The 21,814-nt window shown below is 70.7% G+C and carries 15 protein-coding genes; 8 read left to right on the top strand and 7 right to left on the bottom strand.

The features are described 5' to 3' along the window. The first annotated feature begins 291 nt into the window (after positions 1–291). Together LV79_RS13305 and LV79_RS13300 are read left to right on the top strand one after the other, a co-directional pair. Positions 292–987 carry a response regulator transcription factor gene (locus tag LV79_RS13305; RefSeq protein ID WP_253835521.1) on the top strand — a complete coding sequence of 232 codons (696 nt, stop codon included), beginning with the start codon at positions 292–294 and terminating at the stop codon, positions 985–987. Next, complete coding sequence (locus tag LV79_RS13300; protein ID WP_253835519.1) at positions 980–2,083, top strand: sensor histidine kinase; 1,104 nt, start codon at positions 980–982, stop codon at positions 2,081–2,083. The genes LV79_RS13305 and LV79_RS13300 overlap by 8 nt, the downstream gene beginning before the upstream one ends. Here the strand turns inward: LV79_RS13300 and vanX are convergent. The 4 genes from vanX to LV79_RS13280 form a co-directional block, all read right to left on the bottom strand. Next, on the bottom strand, positions 2,076–2,684 hold the full coding sequence (gene vanX, locus LV79_RS13295) for a D-Ala-D-Ala dipeptidase VanX (RefSeq protein WP_253835517.1): 609 nt from the start codon (positions 2,682–2,684) through the stop codon (positions 2,076–2,078). The two genes, LV79_RS13300 and vanX, sit on opposite strands and share 8 nt — an antisense overlap. After that, positions 2,677–3,720 (bottom strand): D-alanine--(R)-lactate ligase, encoded by a 1,044-nt coding sequence (gene vanA, locus LV79_RS13290; RefSeq protein WP_253835515.1) that lies wholly within the window; start codon positions 3,718–3,720, stop codon positions 2,677–2,679. Before vanA ends, vanX begins: the two co-directional genes overlap by 8 nt. Further along, positions 3,713–4,714, bottom strand: coding sequence for a D-isomer specific 2-hydroxyacid dehydrogenase family protein (locus LV79_RS13285; RefSeq protein WP_372495318.1), 1,002 nt, complete (start codon positions 4,712–4,714; stop codon positions 3,713–3,715). Before LV79_RS13285 ends, vanA begins: the two co-directional genes overlap by 8 nt. Positions 4,715–4,790: 76 nt before the next feature. Next, complete coding sequence (locus LV79_RS13280) at positions 4,791–7,604, bottom strand: ATP-binding protein (RefSeq protein WP_253835513.1); 2,814 nt, start codon at positions 7,602–7,604, stop codon at positions 4,791–4,793. A gap of 236 nt (positions 7,605–7,840) precedes the next feature. On the opposite strand from LV79_RS13280, the gene LV79_RS13275 reads away from it, so the two are divergent. After that, a complete protein-coding gene (locus LV79_RS13275) occupies positions 7,841–9,391 on the top strand; it encodes a S8 family peptidase (protein ID WP_253835511.1) in 1,551 nt (516 codons plus the stop codon). Positions 9,392–9,433: 42 nt separating this feature from the next. Then, entirely contained in the window at positions 9,434–10,903 is a 1,470-nt protein-coding gene (locus LV79_RS13270; RefSeq protein ID WP_253835510.1) for a trypsin-like serine protease, read from the top strand. Between the two features lie 746 nt (positions 10,904–11,649). On the opposite strand, the gene LV79_RS13265 is transcribed toward LV79_RS13270, so the two are convergent. Together LV79_RS13265 and LV79_RS13260 are read right to left on the bottom strand one after the other, a co-directional pair. After that, the gene (locus LV79_RS13265; protein ID WP_253835509.1) at positions 11,650–11,979 is read right to left on the bottom strand and encodes a PadR family transcriptional regulator; all 330 of its coding nucleotides are present in this window, start codon (positions 11,977–11,979) and stop codon (positions 11,650–11,652) included. Positions 11,980–12,029: 50 nt separating this feature from the next. Continuing rightward, positions 12,030–12,452 (bottom strand): hypothetical protein, encoded by a 423-nt coding sequence (locus LV79_RS13260; protein WP_253835508.1) that lies wholly within the window; start codon positions 12,450–12,452, stop codon positions 12,030–12,032. 92 nt (positions 12,453–12,544) lie between these two features. Between LV79_RS13260 and LV79_RS13255 the strand changes: the two genes are divergently transcribed. The 3 genes from LV79_RS13255 (at position 12,545) to LV79_RS13245 (ending at position 16,271) form a co-directional block, all read left to right on the top strand. Then, positions 12,545–13,498: a squalene cyclase gene (locus LV79_RS13255; protein WP_253835507.1), complete on the top strand. Its 954-nt coding sequence runs from the start codon at positions 12,545–12,547 to the stop codon at positions 13,496–13,498. Positions 13,499–13,576: 78 nt separating this feature from the next. Further along, positions 13,577–15,400, top strand: coding sequence for a helix-turn-helix domain-containing protein (locus tag LV79_RS13250; RefSeq protein WP_253835505.1), 1,824 nt, complete (start codon positions 13,577–13,579; stop codon positions 15,398–15,400). A gap of 142 nt (positions 15,401–15,542) precedes the next feature. Continuing rightward, positions 15,543–16,271, top strand: a complete 729-nt coding sequence (locus tag LV79_RS13245; RefSeq protein WP_253835503.1) for a hypothetical protein — start codon at positions 15,543–15,545, stop codon at positions 16,269–16,271. Positions 16,272–16,335: 64 nt separating this feature from the next. Here LV79_RS13245 and LV79_RS13240 read toward each other — a convergent pair whose 3' ends face one another. Then, positions 16,336–20,415, bottom strand: a complete 4,080-nt coding sequence (locus tag LV79_RS13240; RefSeq protein WP_253835501.1) for a caspase, EACC1-associated type — start codon at positions 20,413–20,415, stop codon at positions 16,336–16,338. A gap of 261 nt (positions 20,416–20,676) precedes the next feature. Between LV79_RS13240 and LV79_RS13235 the strand changes: the two genes are divergently transcribed. After that, positions 20,677–21,783 carry a serine hydrolase domain-containing protein gene (locus tag LV79_RS13235; RefSeq protein ID WP_253835500.1) on the top strand — a complete coding sequence of 369 codons (1,107 nt, stop codon included), beginning with the start codon at positions 20,677–20,679 and terminating at the stop codon, positions 21,781–21,783. Positions 21,784–21,814: the final 31 nt, after the last annotated feature.

Genomic DNA, 21,814 nt, shown 5'->3' with positions numbered 1-21,814 from the left:
GTGGGAGCACAATGCCCAGCAGGTCGCTGACCAGGGGCTACGCCATGTTCGTCGATCTCCGGAAGGCGGCCTTGTGGCAACCGTTGATCACCGCGGTCGATGACTCGGCGACGGCGGATCGGCACGTCGGGTGGGGAAACGCCGCACGCCACCCGCTAATTGCCCAAACAGCTTGATCACGACTAAAGACCCGGCGCGCGGGACCGACCCGGCGGCGGAGGAGGCCGCGGCCGGGCACCATCACGTGGTTTCGATATGACGGCGATATGGGTGGGCTCGTAGCATCCGGGCATGCGCGTGCTGGTCGTCGAGGACGAGCTGTACCTGGCGGAGGCCATCCGGGATGGACTCCGGTTGGAGGCGATCGCGGCCGACATCGCCGGTGACGGTGACACCGCGCTGGAGCTGTTGGGCGTCAACAGCTACGACATCGCCGTCCTCGACCGCGACATCCCCGGGCCGTCCGGTGACGAGATCGCCGAGCACATCGTCGCCTCCGGCAGCGGCATGCCCATCCTGATGCTCACCGCGGCCGACCACCTCGACGACAAGGCCACCGGCTTCGCCCTGGGCGCCGACGACTACCTCACCAAGCCCTTCGCGCTGCGCGAGCTGGTGCTCCGGCTCCGGGCGCTCGACCGCAGGCGGGCCCACGTCCGGCCGCCGGTGCGGGAGATCGCGGGCCTGCGGCTGGACCCGTTCCGCCGCGAGGTCTACCGCGACGGCCGCTACGTCGCGCTCACCCGCAAGCAGTTCGCCGTGCTGGAGGTGCTCGTCAGCGCCGAGGGCGGTGTGGTCAGCGCCGAGTCGCTGCTGGAGCGGGCGTGGGACGAGAACGCCGACCCGTTCACCAACGCCGTGCGCATCACGGTCTCGGCGCTGCGCAAGCGCTTGGGCGAGCCGTGGATCATCGCCACGGTGGCGGGCGCGGGCTACCGCATCGACACCGCGCTACGCTCCGGACAGCGGGGAGAGGGCGGTGGGTAGGGAACCCGGGCTCAGCGTCCGGCTCAAGCTCACCCTCAGCTACGCCGGGTTCCTCATGGTCGCCGGTGCCCTGCTGCTCGCGGTGGTGTGGGTGTTCCTGCTGCGCTACGTCCCCGAGGTGATCACCACCCCCGGGCCGGGCGCGCCGGGCATGCCGGGGATGGCCATCCCGGACCGGGCCGACCTGCAGCGCGCGTTCGTCCCGAAGGCGGCCGTGGCGCTGGCGTTCCTGCTGGTCCTCGGCCTCGCGGGCGGGTGGTTCCTGGCGGGCAGCATGCTCGCGCCGCTGACCCGGATCACGAACGCCACCCGGCTGGCCGCGGACGGGTCGCTGGCGCACCGCGTCCAGCTGGAGGGCCGCGCGGACGAGTTCCGCGAGCTCGCCGACGCCTTCGACACCATGCTGGCCCGGTTGGAGGCGCACGACGCCGAGCAGCGCAGGTTCGCCGCCAACGCCTCCCACGAGCTGCGCACCCCACTGGCGATCACCCAGGCGCTGCTCGACGTGGCCCGCACCGACCTCGGCCGCGACACCGGTGAGCTCGTCGAGCGGCTGCACTTCGTCAACAGCAGGGCGATCGACCTCACCGAGGCGCTGCTGCTGCTCAGCCGGGCCAACCAACGGTCGTTCGCCCGTGAGCCCGTCGACCTGTCGCTGGCGGCGGAGGAGGCCGCCGAGACGCTGCTCCCGCTGGCCGAGAAGCACGGCGTCACCCTGGAGACCGGCGGCGAGGTGGCCACCACCACCGGCTCGTACGTGCTGCTCCTGCAGATGACCACGAACCTGGTGCACAACGCGATCGTCCACAACCTGGCCGGGCGGGGCACCGTGTGGGTCACGACCCTCGTGCGGCCGGGCGCCGTGCTGCTCACCGTCGAGAACACCGGCGAGCCGCTCAGCCAACCGGTGGCCTCGACGCTCACCGAGCCGTTCCAGCGCGGCACCGGGCGGGTCCGCGCCGACCACGCGGGGGTCGGCCTCGGGCTGGCGATCGTCAAGAGCATCGCCCAGGCGCACGGCGGAACCCTCACCCTCGCTCCCCGCGCCGCGGGCGGGCTCCGCGTCACCGTGCACCTGCCCGCGGCCGCTAGGTGATGGGGAAGTCGAAGTAGGTGTCCGGATAGGGCTCGTCCTTGAGCGTGTAGTGCCACCACTCGCTTTCGTACGAGCCGAACCCACAAGCCTCCATTATGGAGCGGAGGTGGTGGCGGTTCGCCGTCGCGAGCGGGGTGATCCCCGGCGCGCCGTGGTGCGAGACCGGGTCCATCAGGTCGTGGTCGCCACCCATGTCGGCGCGTTCGCCGGTGGTCAAGTGGAACAGCGTCAGGTCCACGGTGCTCCCCCGGGTGTGGCCCGACTTGGCGGCGACGTACCCCTTCGCGAACATCTCGGCCCGGTCGATGTTGGGGTAGTGCCGCGACTTCGTCCGGCCGTCCTCCGGTTGCGCCGACCAGTGGAGAAAGCTGTCCACGGCACGTTGCGGGCGGTAGCCGTCCCAGAGCAGCAGGCCGAACCCGAGAGACTCGGCCTTCTCCTGCGCGCTCACCAAGGCCGTGCAGAGGGCCAGCGTGCCGACGATCCGGTTGGCGAAGTACCCGTCGACGGGGATGCCGGTGAAGTTGTCCCAGGTGGCGTACTTGGCGTCCCAGCGGATCCCGGGCACCAGGTCGTCGACGTAGCCGAAGTCGTCATTCATTGGGCCTGCCCACCAGTGCCAGCGCCACGACGCGGTCGATCACCTCGGCGAGCGGCACCCCGGCAGCGGCCATCATCCTGGGGTAGCGGCTGTAGGAGGTCAGGCCGGGAAGGGTGTTGACCTCGTTGAGCACGACCGTGCCGTCCGGGGTCAGGAACATGTCCACTCGCGACAGACCACGGCACCCGAGGGCGCGGTACACGGTCTTCGCCGTCGCCTGCACGAGGGCGCGCGACTCGGCCGGGATGTCAGCGGGAACGGTGACCGTCGAGTTCTCGGAGCCGCTCTCCGGGTCGCTCTCCTGGTGGATCTTGAAGAACCCGTGGGTCAGGGCGATCTGGTCCACCTCGCCCGCGAGCAGGTCCAACTCGTTGCCCAGGATCGCGCAGCCGATCTCGCTGCCGACGACGGCTTCCTCGACCAGCACCTTCGAGTCGTACCGGCGCGCCACCTCCACCGCGTCCCGCAGCTCCTCCTTGCTCGACACCTTGCTGACGCCGAAGGACGACCCCGAGCGCGCGGGTTTCACGAACACGGGGTACGCGAGGTGGTCGGGATCGACGCACTCGTTCGCCGCGACGGTCCAGAACCTCGGCGTCGCGATGCCCGCGCTCCTGGCGACGGTGTAGGTGAGGGACTTGTCCATGCACAGCGCGGAACTCTGGATGTCGCAGCCGACGTACGGGATCCCGGAGAGCTCTAACAGGCCCTGCGTCGCGCCGTCCTCGCCCAGTTTGCCGTGCAGGACGGGCAACACGACGTCCAGGCTGATCGTCTCGTAGCGCCCTTGTTCCAGGACAAGCAATCCGTGGACGTCGCGGTCCGGGGACAGCACGACCGGGCGGCACCGGCCGGTCTCCCAGTCCGGTCCGGGTCCGTCGCAGAGCAGCCAGGCGCCGCGCCGGGTGATCCCGATCCAGAACGGTTCGTACTTCTCGGTGTCGAGGTGCTTGGCGACCTCTTGGGCGGACTTCACGGAGACGGGGTGTTCCTCGGAGGATCCCCCGAAGATGATCCCGACCTTCACCTTAGCCATGTCGCTGCTCGCTTTCGAAGGTCACGCAGTTGCGGAGGCTGTTAATCACGATGTCGCCCAGGGCGTGATCGGTGTGGTAGGCGGTGTGCGGGCTGATGAGCACGTTCGGCATTCCTTGGAGTCGCGGCAGAAAAGGGTTCCCGGTGGGCGCGTTCCGGTGGTCGGCGTAGAAGATCCCTTCCTCCCCTTCGAGCACGTCCAGTGCCGCGCCGCCCAACCTGCCGCTTTCCAACGCCGTGACCAGCGCACTGGTGTCGACGAGGGAACCGCGTCCGGTGTTGATGACGAACGCCCCGGGCTTCATCCGCGCGATGCGGTTGCGGTCGAGGAGGTGGCGGGTTTCGGCGTTGAGCGGTGTGTGCAGCGTGACGATGTCGCTCTGCGGGAGCAGTTCATCGAGTGACACCTGACCGGCGGGGTCCCGGCCGCAGGTCACGACGCGGCAGCCGAAGCCGCGCAGCCGGTCCACCACGGCCGAACCGATGCGCCCTGTCCCCACGACGCCGATGGTCAAGTCGCGCAGTTCCCGGCCGCGCACGTCGCTCAACCGGTAGTCGTGGACGTCCACCCGCCGGACCATGGACCGCGCGTGCCGGACCGCCATCAGCATCAACATCACCGTGAAATCGGCCACGCTGTCCGGTGAATAGGCGATGTTCTCGACGGAGATGCCGACGGTCCTGGCGTAGTCCACGTCGATGTGGTCGTACCCGACACTCCTCGTGGAGATATAGCCGACGCCTGCCTGGCTCAGTGCCAGGAGGGTCGCGGTGGAGATCCGCGTCTTGTGGTCGACGCTGACGCACCGATTTCCGCGCGCCAGTTCGGCGGTCGCCTCGGATACCGCTTCCCCGGTGGTGATCGGCACAACACCGAAGCGCGGCGACAGTTCGCGGAACAAGGCGTCCTCGTCCGGACCGCACCCGTAAACGGTGATCCCCACGGCCGAGGACAACCGCGTGCCCGCGGTTCGGGCCGGTTCGCTGTGGAGCATGCCCACAGTCAAGTCAACCCGGGGTTGCGGGCCCGTATCCGATTACGGATATACCGACGATATGCGGCGAGCCGGTCTATCGGACGTCGTGACGGGAAGGCGCGTTGAGCTTGCGGCGGACCTTGACGACGTATTCCTCGACGGTGCGGCGCGAGAGGAACAAGGCTTGGGCGATCTCGCGGTTGGTGTGACCACCCGCCAGGAGCCGGGCGACGTCCTGCTCACGCGGCGACAGCTCGCTGCCGTACCCGCGCCTCCCCCGGCGGGATGGCGTGGCAACGCCGATACCCCGGCTGCGGTGACGGCAGCGGGCGGCGTCGACCGTCGCGCCCAGCGAGTCGTAGGACTGGACCAGCGCGTCGATCACCGACGGGTCGGCGAGGTCATCACCCTCGGCCTGTTCGGCGAGTTGCGTTGCGCGGTAAGGCAAACCCAGGGCACGGTGCTGGTCGATCGCTTCCCGGTAGAGGCGGTCCGCCTCGTTGCGGTCGCTGGCCAGCCGTGCGTGGCAGGCGGTCAACGCCGCTTGGGCAAGTGGCGCGTCGAACCCCCGCAGCCCGGTGGTCGCCTCCGCGACGAGCTGGTGCGCGGCGTCCATGTGGCCGTTGGCCAAGTAGCAGTCGACCGCTTGGGGCAGGATGTCGCCGGACCACACCCACGCGCCCTTGCGCCGCAACAGCGCCACACCGCGCTCGACCTGCTCCTCCGCCGCAGCCGCCTCGCCCCGGGTCAGCAGCATGCCCGCCATTCCCCCGGCCGCCGAGATGCCCACCGGGAACGACCCGGTAGCCGCCTCGAACGCGGCCTGGGCCCGCATCCAGTCACCGCGCGCGGCCGCGAGCCACCCCCGCGTGAGGTTGAGGTCCTGGGTCAGCAGCAGGTTCTCGTAGGCGTCGACCAGCCGGTCGATCCGCTGCTCGAGCCCGGTCCACCGCCCGCTGAGCCAGTCGAGCCGGACCGCGGTGGCCTCGGCGGTGCCGACCACATAGGACGCGGCCACCCGTTCAGCCAAGGCGATCCCGGTGCGCAGGAACGTCCGCGCGCGCCCGTAGTGCCCGATCCACGAGCACGCGTCGGCCACGTTGCAGTGCGCCCTGGCGAGGTGGTGGATCTCCTCCGGGTCGTGGACGTCCGAAGGGGACGGGAGTTGGGCGATGCGCTCCCAACTGCTCGGGTCGCCGACGATGAGCCGCCCGCCCAGCGTCGTGGCCAGCATCGCGGTGCGCAGCGCCAGGGTCGGCAGGTGCTCGATGATCTCCTCGACCCGGCCGAGCGAGGCCTGGTGCTCGGCGACCGACGCGGTGCCCAGGTACGGCCCGGCCATCGCCGCCATCCCGCGCACGGCCCGCTCCGGCTGGTCACCGAGCAGCGCGATGGCCCTGGCGATCTCCTCGGCGCCCCGGTCCACCTCCCCGGCCTCGCGTTGCAGCAGCAGCCCGAACCACAGGTGCACCTCGCCGCGGACGTCCGGCGTGAGCCTCGGGTCCGACAGCAGGCCCTCGACCCGCGCGGTCACCGGCCCACCGGGCAGTCCGGTCATCGCGTAACCGCAGAGCGTGGTGGCCAGCCGGTTCGTGTCCTCGGCGCTGATCCCCGGGTCGGCCAGCACCTGGGAGAGCAGGTCGACGGCGGCGGGCACGTCCTTGGCCTCTTCGGCGGCCTCGGCGGCCAGCTCGCTGTAGCGCATCCACTGACCGGTCATGCCCGCGGCCCTGGCGTGCGCGGCGAGCCGGACCAGCGGCGGTTGATCCACAGTGGACAGCACGGCCACGGCGCGCTCGTGCAGGTCCCACCGCCGGGGTCCGGGCAGCGCCGCGTACACCGCGCGCCTGGCGATGTCGTGCCGGAAACCGTACCTGTTCCCCTTCTGCTCCACCAGTACCCCGGAGGCGACCAACGTGGTCACGTGCTCCGCCGCGGCTTTCCCGGCCACCGCGTCGAGGACGTCGATCGGTTCCGGCACGCCCAGCACCGCGACAGCCTCGGCGACGGCCCGGGCCTCGGGCGGCAGTGCGCCCATCCGCTCCATGATCGCGTCGGCGACCAGGACCGGCACATCGATCCCGGCCAGCGCGCGCCGGGCGGCGGCACTGCCCAGCCGCACGTCACGCACCGGATCGGGCAGCGCTCGCACCGTTTCCTCGACCACGAACGGGATTCCCGCCGTCTCCCCCGCCAAGACCTCGGCGAAGCGCTGCGAGGTCACCGCGGAGCCGACGAGTGCGTCGACCATGGCGCGGACCTGCGTGGTGTCGAAGGGGCGCAGCACCAGGTTGACCCCGGTGACCCCGTGCGGGACGTGGAAAGCGCGGCCGAGCGGCGCCCCGGTCCGCAGGTCCTCCCGGCGGTAGGTCGCCACGACCGACAGACCGGGCGGCGGGTTGGCCAGCACGAACCGCAGCACGTGCCGGGTCTCCTCGTCCGCCCAGTGCAGGTCTTCGAGCACCAGCACGGTCGGTCCCAGGCAGCACAACAGGTCGCGCACGGCCCGGAACACCCGGTGCCGCTCGGCCTCCGGGTCGACGAGGGGGCGCGGCGCGGGCGGCAGGCGGTCGGCGAGTTCGGGCAGGAGGTCGCGCAGCGCGCCGGTCACCGGGCCGGGTTCGCCCAGGTGGTCACCGCACTGGCTGAGGCAGTCCAGCAGCACCCCGTACGGGAACGGGTCGGCCATCGGCTGGCACGAACCCAGGACCACCCTGGCGTCCTCGGCGCGCGCGGCGGCGACGAACTCGGCGACCAGCCTGGTCTTGCCCACCCCGGCCTGGCCCTCGACGAAGACCGCCGACGGCGGGTGCCGCACCGCGCCGAGCAGGGCGGCCAGCTCCGCGTCCCGGCCGACCAGCGGCACCGAGCCGGATCGGACGGACAGCGGATTCGCGCACCCACCCATGCTCGCTCCTGTTGGTGATCCACTCCCACGGACGGTCGGCCGACAGGATAAGTCGGCCGGGCGCGGCACCGTAACCCCACGCGCGCACCCGCACTGGCGTCTACGCACGATCCCGTACCCATACGGGTCGCGACCACGCTTGTTCCCCCATCCCGCAGGCCGAAGGGTGATTCCCGAGCGGCCTGATGCTCCAAACACCCTGCCCAAGGCCGTTCGAACGCACGATGGAGGTATCGATGCAAGCACGCAGGACGCGCTGGACGTGGAGCCTGTTCACCGTCGCGGTAGCCGCGGCGGCCGTGGCGACCGCGACAGGTGTCGCCGAGGCGCAGCAGGCGGAGGCGGCGGTCGTCCCGGCCAGCCAGCCCTACGCCGGACAGTACATCGTGGTGCTCAAGAACGGTGCGAGCGCGGCGGCCGCGGGTCAGGCCACGGCGCTCACCCAGCGCTACGGCGGCTCGGTGACGGACACCTACTCCGTCACGTTGAACGGCTTCTCGGTCCGCGACCTCTCCGAGCAGCAGGCCCGCAGGCTGGCCGCCGACCCGTCGGTCAAGACCGTGTACCAGGACGGCACCACCAGGGCGACCGCCGACCAGCTGAACCCGCCGTCGTGGGGCCTGGACCAGGTCGACCAGCGGACGGCCACCCTGGACAAGAAGTACACCTACCCCAACGGCGGCGAGGGCGTGACCGCCTACGTCATCGACTCGGGGATCAACATCGGGCACACCGAGTTCGAGGGTCGCGCCAGCTACGGCTACGACATCCTGGACAACGACACCGAGGCCGCGGACTGCTACTTCCACGGCACGCACGTGGCCGGGACGATCGCGGGCAAGACCGTCGGCGTGGCGAAGAAGGCCAAGCTCGTGGCGGTCCGCTCGTTGGACTGCAAGGGTTCCGGTCCGGACTCGGCCACGGTCAGCGCCATGGAGTGGGTGGCCAAGAACGCGGTGAAGCCCGCGGTGGTCAACCTCAGCCTGGGCATGGACACCGTCGGCGTCGGTGACGAGCAGGCCAAGGCCATGGTGGCCAAGGGGATCGTGGTCGCGGTCTCCGCGGGCAACGCCGGTCAGGACGCGTGCGGGGTCAGCCCGGCGCGCGTGCCCGAGGTGATCACCGTGGGCTGGTTCAACAAGGACCGCACCCGCGGCGGCAACTACGGCAGCTGCGTGGACCTGTTCGCCCCCGGCGGCAACATCTACTCCAGCGACCACACCGGCCAGTACCGCAACGCCAGCGGCACCTCGATGGCGTCCCCGCACGTCGCGGGCGCGGCGGCGATGTACCTCTCGGCCAACCCGAGCGCGACGCCGCAGCAGGTGCGCGACGCGCTGGTGCAGAGCGCCACGCCGGACCTGGTCAGCAACCCGGGGACGGGCTCGCCCAACAAGCTGCTGTACGTGGGCGACATCGGCGGCGGCACCCCGCCGTCGCAGTGCGGCGTCAAGACCAACGACGAGGACGTGGCCATCCCCGACGCGGGCACCGCGGTCGGCACCTCGGTGAGCCAGAGCGGCTGCCCGGGCAAGGCCCCGGCCGCCACGCAGGTGAAGGTCGACATCGACCACCCCTACACCGGTGACCTCGCCATCGACCTGGTCGGCCCGAGCGGGACGTCCTACCCGCTCAAGAAGTCCGGCGACGTCGGCGAGTCGGGCGTGCACAAGAGCTTCACCGTCAACGCCTCCTCCGAGGACGCGAACGGCACCTGGAAGCTCTCGGTGCGCGACGTCTACAAGTTCGACACCGGCACCCTCACCGGTTGGTCCATCACCTTCTAGTCCTGTGTGCACTGTCCTGAACCCTGTCACGCAAGGAGAACGATGAAGAAGCGACAACTCGCCGCGGCGGTCACCCTGGCCTTGGCCGCGGTGACGGTGGCGATCACCACGAACGCGGGCGCCGCCCAGCCCGAGAAGATCAGCATCGCCGCCAACCCGACCGCGGACCTGCGCGGACCGGACGCGAGCGCCCAGATCGTCAACGGGACCAAGACCACCGTCAAGGAGCACCCGTTCATCATCGCGGGCATGCGCGTCGGCGGCGGTGGCCCGCAGGGGCAGTCGTGCACCGCGTCCGTGGTCGGCAAGCGCAAGATCATCACCGCCGCGCACTGCATGATCGACGCCGTCGGTGACAAGAGCTACATCTACGGTGACGACGACCTCAACACCCCGGGCGACGACACCTTCCGCACCAAGGTGGCCTCGTTCAAGACCCACCCGAACTACAGCGGCAACGGCGGCTGGCGGACCGGCTACGACGTCGCGGTCGTGACCACCGCCGACGACATCCCGGTGCCGGAGGCCCAGTGGGCCAAGGTGGCGGGTTCCGGCGACGTCGCGCTCAGCGCGCCGGGCAAGTCCGCGCTGTCGCTCGGCTACGGCAAGACCTCGTCGTCTGGCGGCTCCGGTGAGCTGCGCAAGACCACGCTGCCGGTCGTCGACCCGGGCAGCTGCAACGTGTTCGACATCAAGGTCAACGGCGACCTGATGGTGTGCAGCGGCTACAACGACGGTCGCACCGCCAACTGCTCGGGCGACAGCGGTGGCCCGCTCATCGTGGACGGCGTGATCATCGGCGTGTCCTCGTGGGGCTCCAGCAAGTGCGACCGGTACAGCATCTTCGGTCGGCTGACCAACGCCATGGGTGACTGGGCCAAGGGCGAGATCGGTGGCGGTACCCCGCCCACCGACGGCACCTTCTCGGTCGCGCTGTCGCCGTCCACCGGCAAGGCGGAGGCGGGCAAGCACGTCTCCACCAGCGTCACCACCAAGGCGGGCGACCAGGGCGCGGAGAAGCTGGACCTCAGCGCCTCCGGCCTGCCCGCGGGCACCACGGCCACCTTCCAGCCCACCTCGGTCAACTCCGGCGACGTCGCCAAGCTGACCCTGCTGACCGCGTCGACCACCCCGTCGGGCACCTACAAGGTCACCGTGACCGCGAAGGGCACCTCCGGGTCCAAGGCCGCCGAGTACACCCTCACCGTCGGCGACGGCGGCCAGCCGCCCACCGGCAGCCTGAAGGTGACCGTCGCCCCCAACGCCGCCACGGTCGGCCCCGGCGGTTACGCCAACGCCACGGTCACCATCACCGGCAGCACCGGCGCGGTGAAGCTCACCGGCACCGGCGGCCTCTCCGGCCCGATGTTCTCCCCCGCCACCACCAACAACGGCACCTCGCGGATGACAGTCGCGGGCCCGTACCAGCGCGGCACCCACAAGGTGACCATCACCGCGACCGACAGCACCGGCAAGACCGGTTCCGCGGAGTACACGATCACGGTCCGATGATCCCCGGACCCGACCGTCCCTGATCTCGGGACGCTGGAGCCCGTGGTCGCCTCGGCGGCCACGGGCTCTCGTCTTTGCTGTAGGTTGACAGCCAATACGTAGACAGCCAATACATGGGTGGACAATCTGGCTGGTATTGCCGTACCGGTGTTCGGGCTGGCTACGGGCGCGCACATGGGGCGCTGAGGGACGCGATCCCGCCCCGGCCAAGGCAGCCTCCTCGACAACGACACAGCTGCCATGTCGCCAACCCGCCTGACCATGGGGCGGTGAGGCGGGCGCAGCGGCGGCAGGTGCGGGCTGAGCACGTGACGAGGGCGTGCGAGGTGGCGGCGAGGAGTCCGGCGGCGGCCAAGAGGTGCCAGTTGGTGCCGAGGACGGCCGAGATGGTCAGGGCGAGGCGGCCAGGGCCATGGACATGCCGGCCGCAGTGCCCGCCCGAGCGACGGTGAGCGGCAGGCGGTTCGGGGTGGGGGCCTGCCCGGGCGAGGGGGTGGTGGCGAGGGCGGCGGACACAGCCACGAGGGCGCTCGGGAGGTGCCAGAGCGTGTCGCCGCCGGTGTGGCGCGGCAGGGTCCAGCAGGCGATGACGAACGGAACGGTCAGTGAGACGGCGCGGGCGGTGTGCGATCGTCAGCTCCCGCTGCCAACTCCCCACCAGGTCCTCCACCGCCCCGAACTCGCGGACGACCTGGTCAGCGGCCTGCTGGCGGGTCAGACCCACCGGATTCGCTCGTCGACGGTGCTCATGTGGCGGGGGCGGGGTTCAGGACCGACCCGATGGCCGCAGTGAACTCCTGCCAAGCGGTCCGCTCCTGCGCCAGCACCTTCCGCCCGGCGTCGGTGAGCTCGTAGCACCGCCGGTGCCGCTCCCCCACGGACTGCTGGACGCCGCGCAGCAACCCGACCCGCTCCAGCCGGTTGAGCGCGGGGTAGATCGTGCCCGTCCGCAGCTCGAGCGCACCCCCGCTGCGCTGCTGAACGGCCGTGATGATCGCGTACCCGTGCAGCGGCTCCTGCTCCAGCACCGCCAGCAGCAGCCCATCCAGGTGACCCCGCACCGCGTCCTGTCTCACGGTCCAGCACCCTACACACCACGAGCGTTGGCGGCCTACCTATTGGCAAGCTACCCGTGAGCGCCCAGGGTCGGGATCGCACCACCGGGCGTGGCTGCCTTGTCGGGCTGCAGGTCGACGAACCACCGGTCATCCCGGCTGTAGAGGGCCAGTCGTTCGCGGTACGGCTGACCACCGGACATCGTGCCGCTGACCTGAGCTACCGCTTTCCCCGGCACGTAGTCCTTCAGCTCACGCGAAGTGACCCGAACATCCCGGCCACCGAACTCCGCCAACCTCTCAGCGATCCCGGTCTTCGTCTCCGGGTCCTCACTCCCGCCAAGCGCCCGCAATGCCCCCTCGTCCCGAGCGTTCAACGCGGCGATATAGGAGTCGACCGCTGCCTCAGAACTGTCCGCACCACCGGTCGAACCACATCCCACGAGTACCGCGACCAGCAAGGCACCCATCCCGGCCCGCACGAATCCCCGCATCACGACCACCCCCGCCAGCATGAGGTCGAAAACCGGAACGATACCCGTTTCGCCGGCCAGCCATCTCGGGAAACGGTGGTTACAGTCGGGCCGTGAACGTGCGGGATGAGTGGTTGCTCGACTCCGATCCGGCGCTGCGGTGGCAGGTTGAGCGGGATCTGCTGGGTGAGCCGCCGGGGGTGTGGGAGGGGACGCGGGGGCGGGTTGGGGTTGAGGGGTTTGGGGCGCGGCTGCTGGCGTCGCAGGGGGTGGATGGGCAGTGGGCGGGTGGGGCGTACTTCCCCAGGGACAGGCCGGATGTGGAAGGGCAGCCGTGGACCGCGACGACGTGGTCGTTGGAGGCGTTGCGGGAGTGGGGGCTTGATGCCGCTGTTCTGCGGGAGCGCGGCACGGTGGGGCTCTTGGCGGGGAATTGTCGTTGGGAGTACGACGATCTACCGTATTGGGGTGGCGAGGTCGACTGCTGCGCCAACGGTGTGACGGTCGCGAATGGTGCGTGGCTTGGCGCTGATGTTTCCGGGCTCGCCGCGTGGTTCCTGGAACACCGGCTGCCGGACGGCGGGTGGAACTGCGCGTGGGTGGAGGGTTCGCGGCGGTCGTCGTTCCACTCGACGCTCAACGCGCTCAAGGGGCTGCTCGTCCACGACATCGCGACCGGCGGCACCGACGACACCCGAGCCGCCCGGCAGCAAGGCCAGGAATACCTCCTGCGGCGCGGCCTCTACCGTCGCCTCTCCACCGGCGAACCAGTGGCGCCCTGGGCGACCCACCTCACCTACCCGTTCCGCTGGTACTACAACGTCCTCAACGCCGCCGACTACTTCCGCCAGGCGTCCCTGCACGACGACACCCCGCCAGACCGGCGCATGGCCGACGCGATCGACCGCATCCGGGACGCGCGGCAACCGGACGGCACCTGGCTCCAAGGCAGCCCGCACGCCGGGCAGGTGTGGTTCGACGTCGACGTCCCGGCGGGCCGACCGTCGAAGTGGCTGACCCTGTACGGAGCGCGGGTCCTCGCGTGGTGGGAAGAGAACGTGGTCTGAACCAGCGCGGCGGTCGGTACCGTGTCACCGACGTGCCACGACGGTCGTGGTGGTGGCTGAGGCGGGGCAGGGGACACGGTGGCGACGTCTGCCGGGGCGCGGGAGTTGGGGGAGCGGCTCGCCGGGTTGAAGGTCCGCAGCGGGCGCAGCTACGACAGCATCGGGCGCCGGGTCAACCTGGGCAAGTCCACGGTCCACCGGTACTGCACCGGGGCGGCGGTCCCGGAGAAGTTCGGCGTCGTCGAGCAGATCGGGCTCGCGTGCGGTGCCACCCCGGCCGAACTGCTTGAGCTGCACCGGCTCTGGGCCCGCGCCGTCACCCCCGGCCCCCCACTCCCCCAGGCACCCGCCGAACCACCCGAGTCCACCGAACCGCCCAAGCCTGCCGAATCACCCGAGCCCACCGAACCACCTAGGTCCACCGAACGACCCAGGCCAGCCGAGCCGATCCAGCCAGCCGAACCACCAGAACCAGCCGACCCACTGGAGCCCACAGAACAACAACTCGGGCCTGCAGAACCAGTCAAGCCAGCCGAACCGCCCAAGCCCGTCGAAGCACCCGAACCAGAGTCACCCGCTGACCGGACCGAGCCCACCAGAGCACCCGTCCTCCGCCGCCGGTGGTGGCCCGCCGTGCTCGTCGCCGCCGCGGTCCTGGTGCTGATCGGCGGTTCCACCCCGGTGCCGCCCGCGCCAGTCCCGCAGTGGGTGTCCGGTCCGGTGTGGATGCGACCGCCGACGCCGGTGCCCAGGGAGCTGTTCGGGGTCACCATCAACAGCGCGGTCGGCGCGATGCCGTCGTTCCGGGTGGGCGCGGTGCGGTTGTGGGACAGCGGAACGCGGTGGTCGGAGGTCGAGCGGCAGCGCGACCGCTACGACTGGGCGACGCTCGACCGGCTCGTCGACGGGGCGAACCGCGCCGGGCTGCCCGCGTTGTTCGTCTTCGGCGGTACACCGCACTGGGCCGCGCCGAACGGCCCACCGACGCCCTACAGCGACAAGTCGTCCTCCGCCCCGCCTGACGACCTCGCCGAGTGGGACGCCTTCGTCACCTCGGTCGTCGAGCGGTACCGGGGCCGGATCGAGTCGTACGAGTTGTGGGTCCTGGGCAACGACAAGAGGTTCTACACCGGCAGCGTCGAGACCCTGGTGGAGATGACCCGGCGGGCGGCGGCAATTCTGCGGGCCACCGACCCAGCCGCGACCCTCGTCTGCCCGGGCATGGGGCAACTGTGGACCGACGAGGGCATGGCCGTGCTGCGTCGGTTCGCCGAACTCGGCGGGTACGGCCACTGCGATGTCGCGAGCGTCAAACTGTTCCAGCGCCGCGCTTCCGACCCGCCGGAGTCGATGCTGGAGCTGACCAGCAACATCGACCGCGAGCTGCACGCGGTCGGCCTGCACCCGCCGATCTGGAACACCGGGACCACGTACACCATCCCGTTGGAGAGCAAGCTCGACGAGACGATGAGCCGGAACTACGCGGTCCGGTTCTTCCTCGTCGGCCTCTACGCCTACGACACCAACGTCGAGCGCATGTACTTCTACAACTGGGGCGGCACCCGCATCCCCCTGGTGCTGCAGGCCGTTGGTGGTACGCCGACCGCTGCGGCCCTGGCGGTGGAGCAGCTGCAGGTGTGGCTGGCCGACGCGCGCGTGCAGGGGTGCGGGCGGGGACGCGGGAGCGGACTGCCCGACGCGGTGTGGCAGTGCGACTTCCTGATCACCGAAGGTGAGCGGGCGTACCCGGCCAGCATCCTGTGGTCCCACAAGGGAACCGCGACGACGACCGCTCCCCCGGGCAGCCGCGCCATCAGACACCTCGACGGCACCACCGATGTGCTGCACCCCGGTGCCCCGCTGACCGTCACGGAGGAGCCCGTGCTGGTCGAACGCGGCTGACCGGCGTCCTGCGCGCCGACGTCCCCGCAGGTCACGGCCCGGACGGCGTCCCACCGTCCCGACTTGGTCCACACCGCACACCCGGGTGCCCGCTCGCTCCTAGAGTCTGCCCACCACAGGCAGTTCAAGGAAGGGACGCCCCGTGCGCGTCAGATCGAGACTGCTCACCTACCTGTCAGCCGCCCTGATGTTGACCGGACTGACCTTCGCGGTGACCCCGACCGCGGCCCAGGCCGACGCCTGCAGGCTCGGCGTGATCTGCGGCGAGGTCAAGAACGAGACCGGCCGCGTCCTCTACGCGCGGTACAAGGACAGCGACACCGGACCGTGGCAGGTGCGCCAGCTCAACCCCGGCCAGAAGCTGGGCGGGTGCTCGCTGTCGGGGTGCCTCGACATCGACCAGGTCGAGATCCCGGCGGGGTGCGTGGCGCGGGTCAGCGTCGGCGGCAACGAGCGGTACTTCCCGATGGGCTGGGACCGCTTCTCCTCCGGCGCCTACGTCCGGGTGCTGGAGCTCAAGTGCCGCGACGGCCGGGTGTACGCCTGGGAGAACATCTGGAACGACGAGAACACCGGCGGCCTGAGCTGCAGCTGGCCGGAGGACGACTACAACTGGGGCGACAACTGCGGCAACTTCCGCAACCGCGCCAGCGCCGTGCAGAACAACGGCAGCGTCACCTACAACAACTCGGTCAACCTGTACTACCACACCGACCACACCGGGGCGTGGGCCTGTCTCGGCCCGGCCAGCGTGTGGCGCGACATGCGCTGGAACTACTTCAGCTGGGGCGCGGGCCGCGACGGCTACACCTACTCCACCAACGACGAGGTCGCCTCGTCGAAGTGGGTCCGCAGCTGCGGCACCCCGTGACGAACACCCAGCGGTGACGAGTGTGGCGTGGCCTTTCCCGGCCACGCCACAGTTGTCCGTCCGGCTAACCCCGGATCGCCGCCTGGCTAAGGGGAAGTGACCGGGCCAAGACGTCGAAGTGCCGTTCGCCGGACCAGAGGCGGTGGTTGCCGATGACGTAGAGGCGGCGCTTGGCGCGACTGGCGGCCACGTTGAGCAGGTTGGGCTTGGCGGCGGCCCAACGGCGGGCGGCGGCGTTGGTGGGCTTGCCGCCGAGCACCAGGATGACGATGTCGGCCTGCTTGCCCTGGGCGACGTGGATCGTGCCCGCCACCAGACCCCGGTAGCGGGCTTGGCGCTCCTGCAACCGGTTGGCGACCGCCCGGAACGGGCTGACCAGCAGGACCTGGCCCATGTCGACGCCCATCTGCTGGAGCGCGGCGAGGACCCGGTCCAGGTTCTCGCCCTCCCGCGGGACCCAGTGCCCGTCGGAGGTGGTGGCGTCGACGTCGATCCACTTGGACTCGGGCAGGTTCGGGAACCGGGCGGCGAAGGCGGCGGACTGGGCCCGGCCGGTGGCGTGGATCATGAACCCGGCGTAGGCGATGTCGTTGGCGATGCCGAACATCGGGTCGTCGCAGCGGCGGTGCACGGTCAGCGGGGTGCCGACCCAGGTGAGCCCGTCCTCGCCGGGCAGCGACGTGCCCAGCGGCGCGAGCCGGTCGGCGACGCGCTGCACGGAGTTGCGCGTGGTGAGCCACTGCTCGTCGACCCCGGCCTCGGCGCGGATGGCCTGCTCGACCCGCACCGGCGTCGCGACGACCGGTTCCAGTTGCAGCGGGTCACCGACGACCACGGCGCGGCGGGCGCGCCAGAGGGCGCCGACCGCGCTCTGCGGTGTCGCCTGCCCGGCCTCGTCGACCAGCAGCCACCCCAGCGCCTCGGCCCGCAGGTGCGCGAACATCCTGGCGAACGAGGAGAACGTGGTCGACACGACCGGGACGACCAGGAACAGCGACTGCCAGGCGGTCAGCGCGACCTCGGCGGGCAGGTCGCGCGGCGCCTTCCCGAGCAGGACGTCCATCGCGCCGTTGAGGCTCTGCCGCATGACGAACGCGTTGTGCCACAGGAAGACCTTGTGCAGGCGGAGGGCGGCGAGGAACACCTCGGTCCGGCTGGCGTTCCACTGTGGATCGGTCCACGGCGCGAGGAGTTCCCGGCGGCGGTGGTCGGTGAACCAGGTGATGTCGGGGAAGTGCTCGCCCAGCGCGGTCTGGCTTTCGGCGAGTTCGTGCACCACCTCGGCCAGGTCAGCTTCTCGTGCGCGCACAGCGTCTTGGGCGGTACCGACGGCGGCACGGGCGACGTCAGCGGCACCGCTCAGCCGCACCGCCTCGTCACGGGCTTCGCTCCAGGCGAGTTCCGCCGCCGCGATCTGCTCGGCGAGGAGTTCGTCCTTCTCCCGCCACTCCCGCAAGGAGCGGCCCCAGGTCACCAGCCATTCCAGGAACCCTGGCCGGAACTGGCGGTGCTCCGCGCGCGAGGTCACCAGGCGTGCGCGCTCGTCGTTCCACTGCTGGAAGGAACTCTGGACGCGCGCCAACTGCTCGCCCAGCCCCTGGTGATACCCCTCGGCAGCGACGACCGTCTCCCGTGCTCCCCGGACCGCGTCTTCCAGACCCGGCTTGGACCGGATCGCCTGGAAGACCTGCTCCCGTTCAGCCGCAAGGGTTTGCGCGCGCCCGAGCACCCGCTGGAACTCGGCGACGGCGTCCGCCCAGCGCGGCGGTGTGGTCCGCTCGTACTCGTGGAGGATGACCTTGAGACCGGACCGGGCGTGCCGCCACCGGACGTCGTCCGGGGTGTCGCGCGGCTGCGGCGGGGGCGTGCGGAACCAGAACGTCCGCACGAACCGCTGCCGGTTCTTCTTGTTGCCCAGCCTCGCCGACAGCAACGCCCACGCCGCGGTGACGTCCTGCGTGGTGGATTCCTGCGCGAGCAACGCCGATGCCGTGCCAGCGAAGTAGTCCAGGTCGGCGGCCGCGTCCCGCCACTGGTCGTCGATGGCGTCGCGGCCGGGCATCTCGTCGGTGACGTTCTCGACGGCGGTGTTGTTCGAGGAGGCGACCACCATCTCGAACCCGGTGAGCTCCGGGCGCAGGACGTGCACCCGCCGGGTGTACTCGTCGACGACCCACCGGTGCGACTCCCCGGTGAACGCCGCACGGGGATCGGCCAACCCGGCCAGCACCTTCGCGCGCTCGACCAGCAGAGCGGCGGTCAGGTCGCGCAGCATCGTCGTCTTGCCGGTGCCAGGCGGGCCGTTGACGGCAAGAACCGGGTCGTCCGTACCCACGGCGGCGGCGACGGCGAGTTGTTGCCCGAGCGCGAGCGACCGGCTCTGCTCCTCCGGCCACCTACCGAGGGGGACGTGCGCGGGGGCGGACCGGTCGAACAGCACATCCACACGCTCGCGGATGTCGACCCGTCGTGCCCGGTCGATGTCCTCGTCCGGCCGCAGGTAGGCCCTCAGCGCGGCGCCCACCTCGCCCTTCTTGGCGGCTTTGGCGACCCGGCTCAGGTCCTCGGCGATGAGGCTGTTGAGGAAGTCGGTGCCTTCGGTGTCGTGCGCGTCCCGTTCCGACACGACGTGGCTGCGCACGCTGATCGCGCCGTGCGGGACCTTGTCGTCGAGGTGCACGAGGTCCTCGACGATCCGCAGGCTGCGCGCCAGCAGGTCCTCGCCCATCACCTGGGTCACCTCGAACGGGCGCCCGGCGTCCACCGCGGCGCGCACCTCGTTCGGCGGGCGCAGCACCAACTTCTCGAACAGCGCGGTGAACTCGTCGGTGGTCTTGCCCAAGCCGTGCAGCCAGCCGGGGGTGTCCGGGCCGGGGCGCAGGAGTCGGCCGGTGGCCCACGCGCAGCCGGAGAGCACCGGCGAGTCGAGGAGAGGGCGCCCTTGACCGGTGACGATGAACGAGGCGAGCGCGCTGGTCCCCCGTGGGCGCTCACCGAGGTCTTCGGCGGCGGTGGGGAAGACCGATTGGAGGACGTCGAGCACCGGGTCGAGGTCGTGCACCCCCAGGTACACCTGGTGGCGCCAGGTCTTGTTGGCCGCGAGCGTGCGCCTCGCCAGCCAGTGCCCGGGTTCCCACGGCAGCGGCTGACCGGGGACGACGGCGAACACCTCGTTGTCGTCGACCTTGGCGACTTTGTTGGGGCTGAACAACTCCACCGTGTTCCAGAAGTCGATGACCCGCGCGCGCTCCTCGTCCGGTCCACCTCGCTCGGTGGTGCGGATACGGGCGGGGCGGGACTCGTGCGCCGGGGTGGGCGCGCTCCTGGCGTTCGCTGCGGCGAGGACCTGGGCCAGCAGGCTGTCAGGGCTGGGTGGCTGCTCCGGCGGCGCCTCGCTGGTGAACGTGCCGGGTGCGGACCCGCGGACGAGGACGACGTTGCCCGCGGTGTTGGTGGCGCGGCGCTGCGGGGCGGGGAGGCCGAGTCCGTCGAGCCGGTCGCGGACGTGCTCGTAGATGCCGTCGAGCGTCAGTGGCTCGGGTTCGGCTAGGGCGCTGAGCAGCGCGTCGGTGAAGGCGGTGTGCCTGGCCCCGGGCGGGGCGTGCGACGGGGAGGTCGCGGAGCTGGAGGTGAGCGTGTAGGTGCCGGTGAGGTCGAGCTGCCCCGCGACCAGCGCGGCGGGGGTGGCCATGGCGGCGATGGCGCGACCGGAGAAGCAGCAGTCCAGGATCAGCACCCGCACCCTGGCGCGGGCTTGGCCGAGGTCCTGCTTGATCCGCGACACGGGGATGCCGGTGTAGGGGAGGTTGGCCTGGTCGGTGTCGGATAACGCGAGGTGCAGCGTGCCGTCGTCGTCGAGCAGGCCGTGACCGGCGTAGTAGACGACCAGCACATCGGTGGCCTCGGCGGCGGCCCGACCGAGCACGGTGCCGACCCCGGCGAGGGTGGTGGGCCGGTCCAGGCCTTCGACCAGGCAGTGCCGAGGATCGAGCAACCCTGTCCCGGGCGCCGTCAGCCTGTCCCGCAACGACGCCAGGTTCCCCCTGACCGCCGCGATGTCCCCCAACTCCGGTGACGCGTAGTCACTGGCCCCCAGCAACACCACACGGGACTCACCCGCCCCAGGCAACCACGGCCGCGCCATCCACCCACCCCCAGCGACACCTCATGATCACCACCCCCGCATCATGCCGGCGAACCCCACCCACCCCATAGCCGCCCACCAACTCCGGGTATGGCCGACGTCCAGAACGAAGCGTCCTGGCAACTCGGAATCCGCGTCTCGGGCGGTTTCGCGGGGTACCTCCTCGGAACTACTGGAGATATCGGGTGGATACCTGAAGCGCTGGGGGTGGGGGGTGGGGTGTGCTTGGGGCTCACGTTCCGGAAGGACAGGGGAAGCAGAGTGCGCAAGTGGGTTGTGGCCGGGATCGCGGCGGTGTTGGTTGTGGGGCCTGCGGGGGCGGCGGGGGCGGCGGACCGGGGGTCGGATCGGGGGTTGCGGGATTCGTTGGATGGGCTGGTGCGGGCCGGGGTGACCGGTGTTGTGGTGCGGGTGGATGACGGGCGGAGGGTGCAGACCATCGGTCGGGGGGTGGCGACGGTGAAGCCGCCGAGGCCGATTGGGACGGATGATGGGTTCCGGATCGGTAGTGTCACCAAGTCGTTCGTGGCGACGGTGGTGTTGCAGTTGGTGAACGAGGGCAAGGTCCGGTTGACCGACACCGTCGAGCGCTGGCTGCCCGGTGTGGTGCCGGGCGGCGACCGGATCTCCCTGCGGCAGCTGCTCAACCACACCACTGGTCTGTTCGACTACACCGAGGACGGGCAGTGGCTGGCGGCCGCGATGGCCGACACGGCAAGGAGTTGGTCGGCGCGCGAGCTCGTCACGGTCGGGGTGGCGCACCCGCCGCTGTTCACGCCGGGGGCCAGGTGGTCCTACAGCAACACCAACTACATCCTGGCCGGGTTGATCGCGGAGAAGGCGAGCGGTCGCGCGCTGAACCGGTTGGTGTCCGAGCGGATCGCCGGTCCGCTCGGACTGCGGGACACGTTCCTGGCAACCGATGCACGGGTGCGGCCCGGCCACATCCACGGCTACCAGCCGAACGAGGACGGCACCTTCACCGACACGACGTCGTGGACGCCGACCATGGCGGGTGCCGCGGGCGCGATCGTGTCGACACCGCAGGACGTGGCGAGCTTCTACCGCGCGCTGCTGGGCGGGCGCCTGCTGAACCAGTCGCGACTCAGCGACATGCTCACCACGGTCGACGTCCCGGAGCGCAACGGCGGCTACGGGCTCGGCATCTACTACCTGGACACACCGTGCGGCCGCGTCTGGGGCCACGCGGGTGACTTCCCGGGCTACCACACCATCGCCTACCAGGACCGGTCCGGCAAGCGCAGCGCCACCCTCATGGTCGCGACCGACCTGGACCAGAACCCCGGTTCGCTGTTCGACCAGACCGTCAACACCATGGTCTGCCAGATGATGGGCAAGCGGGGCTAGTCCCCACCACCGCGGCCGCGCCCCGAACCTC

The organism is Actinokineospora globicatena, from assembly GCF_024171945.1.
GTDB classification, from domain to species: Bacteria; Actinomycetota; Actinomycetes; order Mycobacteriales; family Pseudonocardiaceae; genus Actinokineospora; species Actinokineospora globicatena.
The sequence above is the reverse complement of the archived record's forward strand: the minus strand, read 5'-3'. Positions and strand labels throughout refer to the sequence as shown.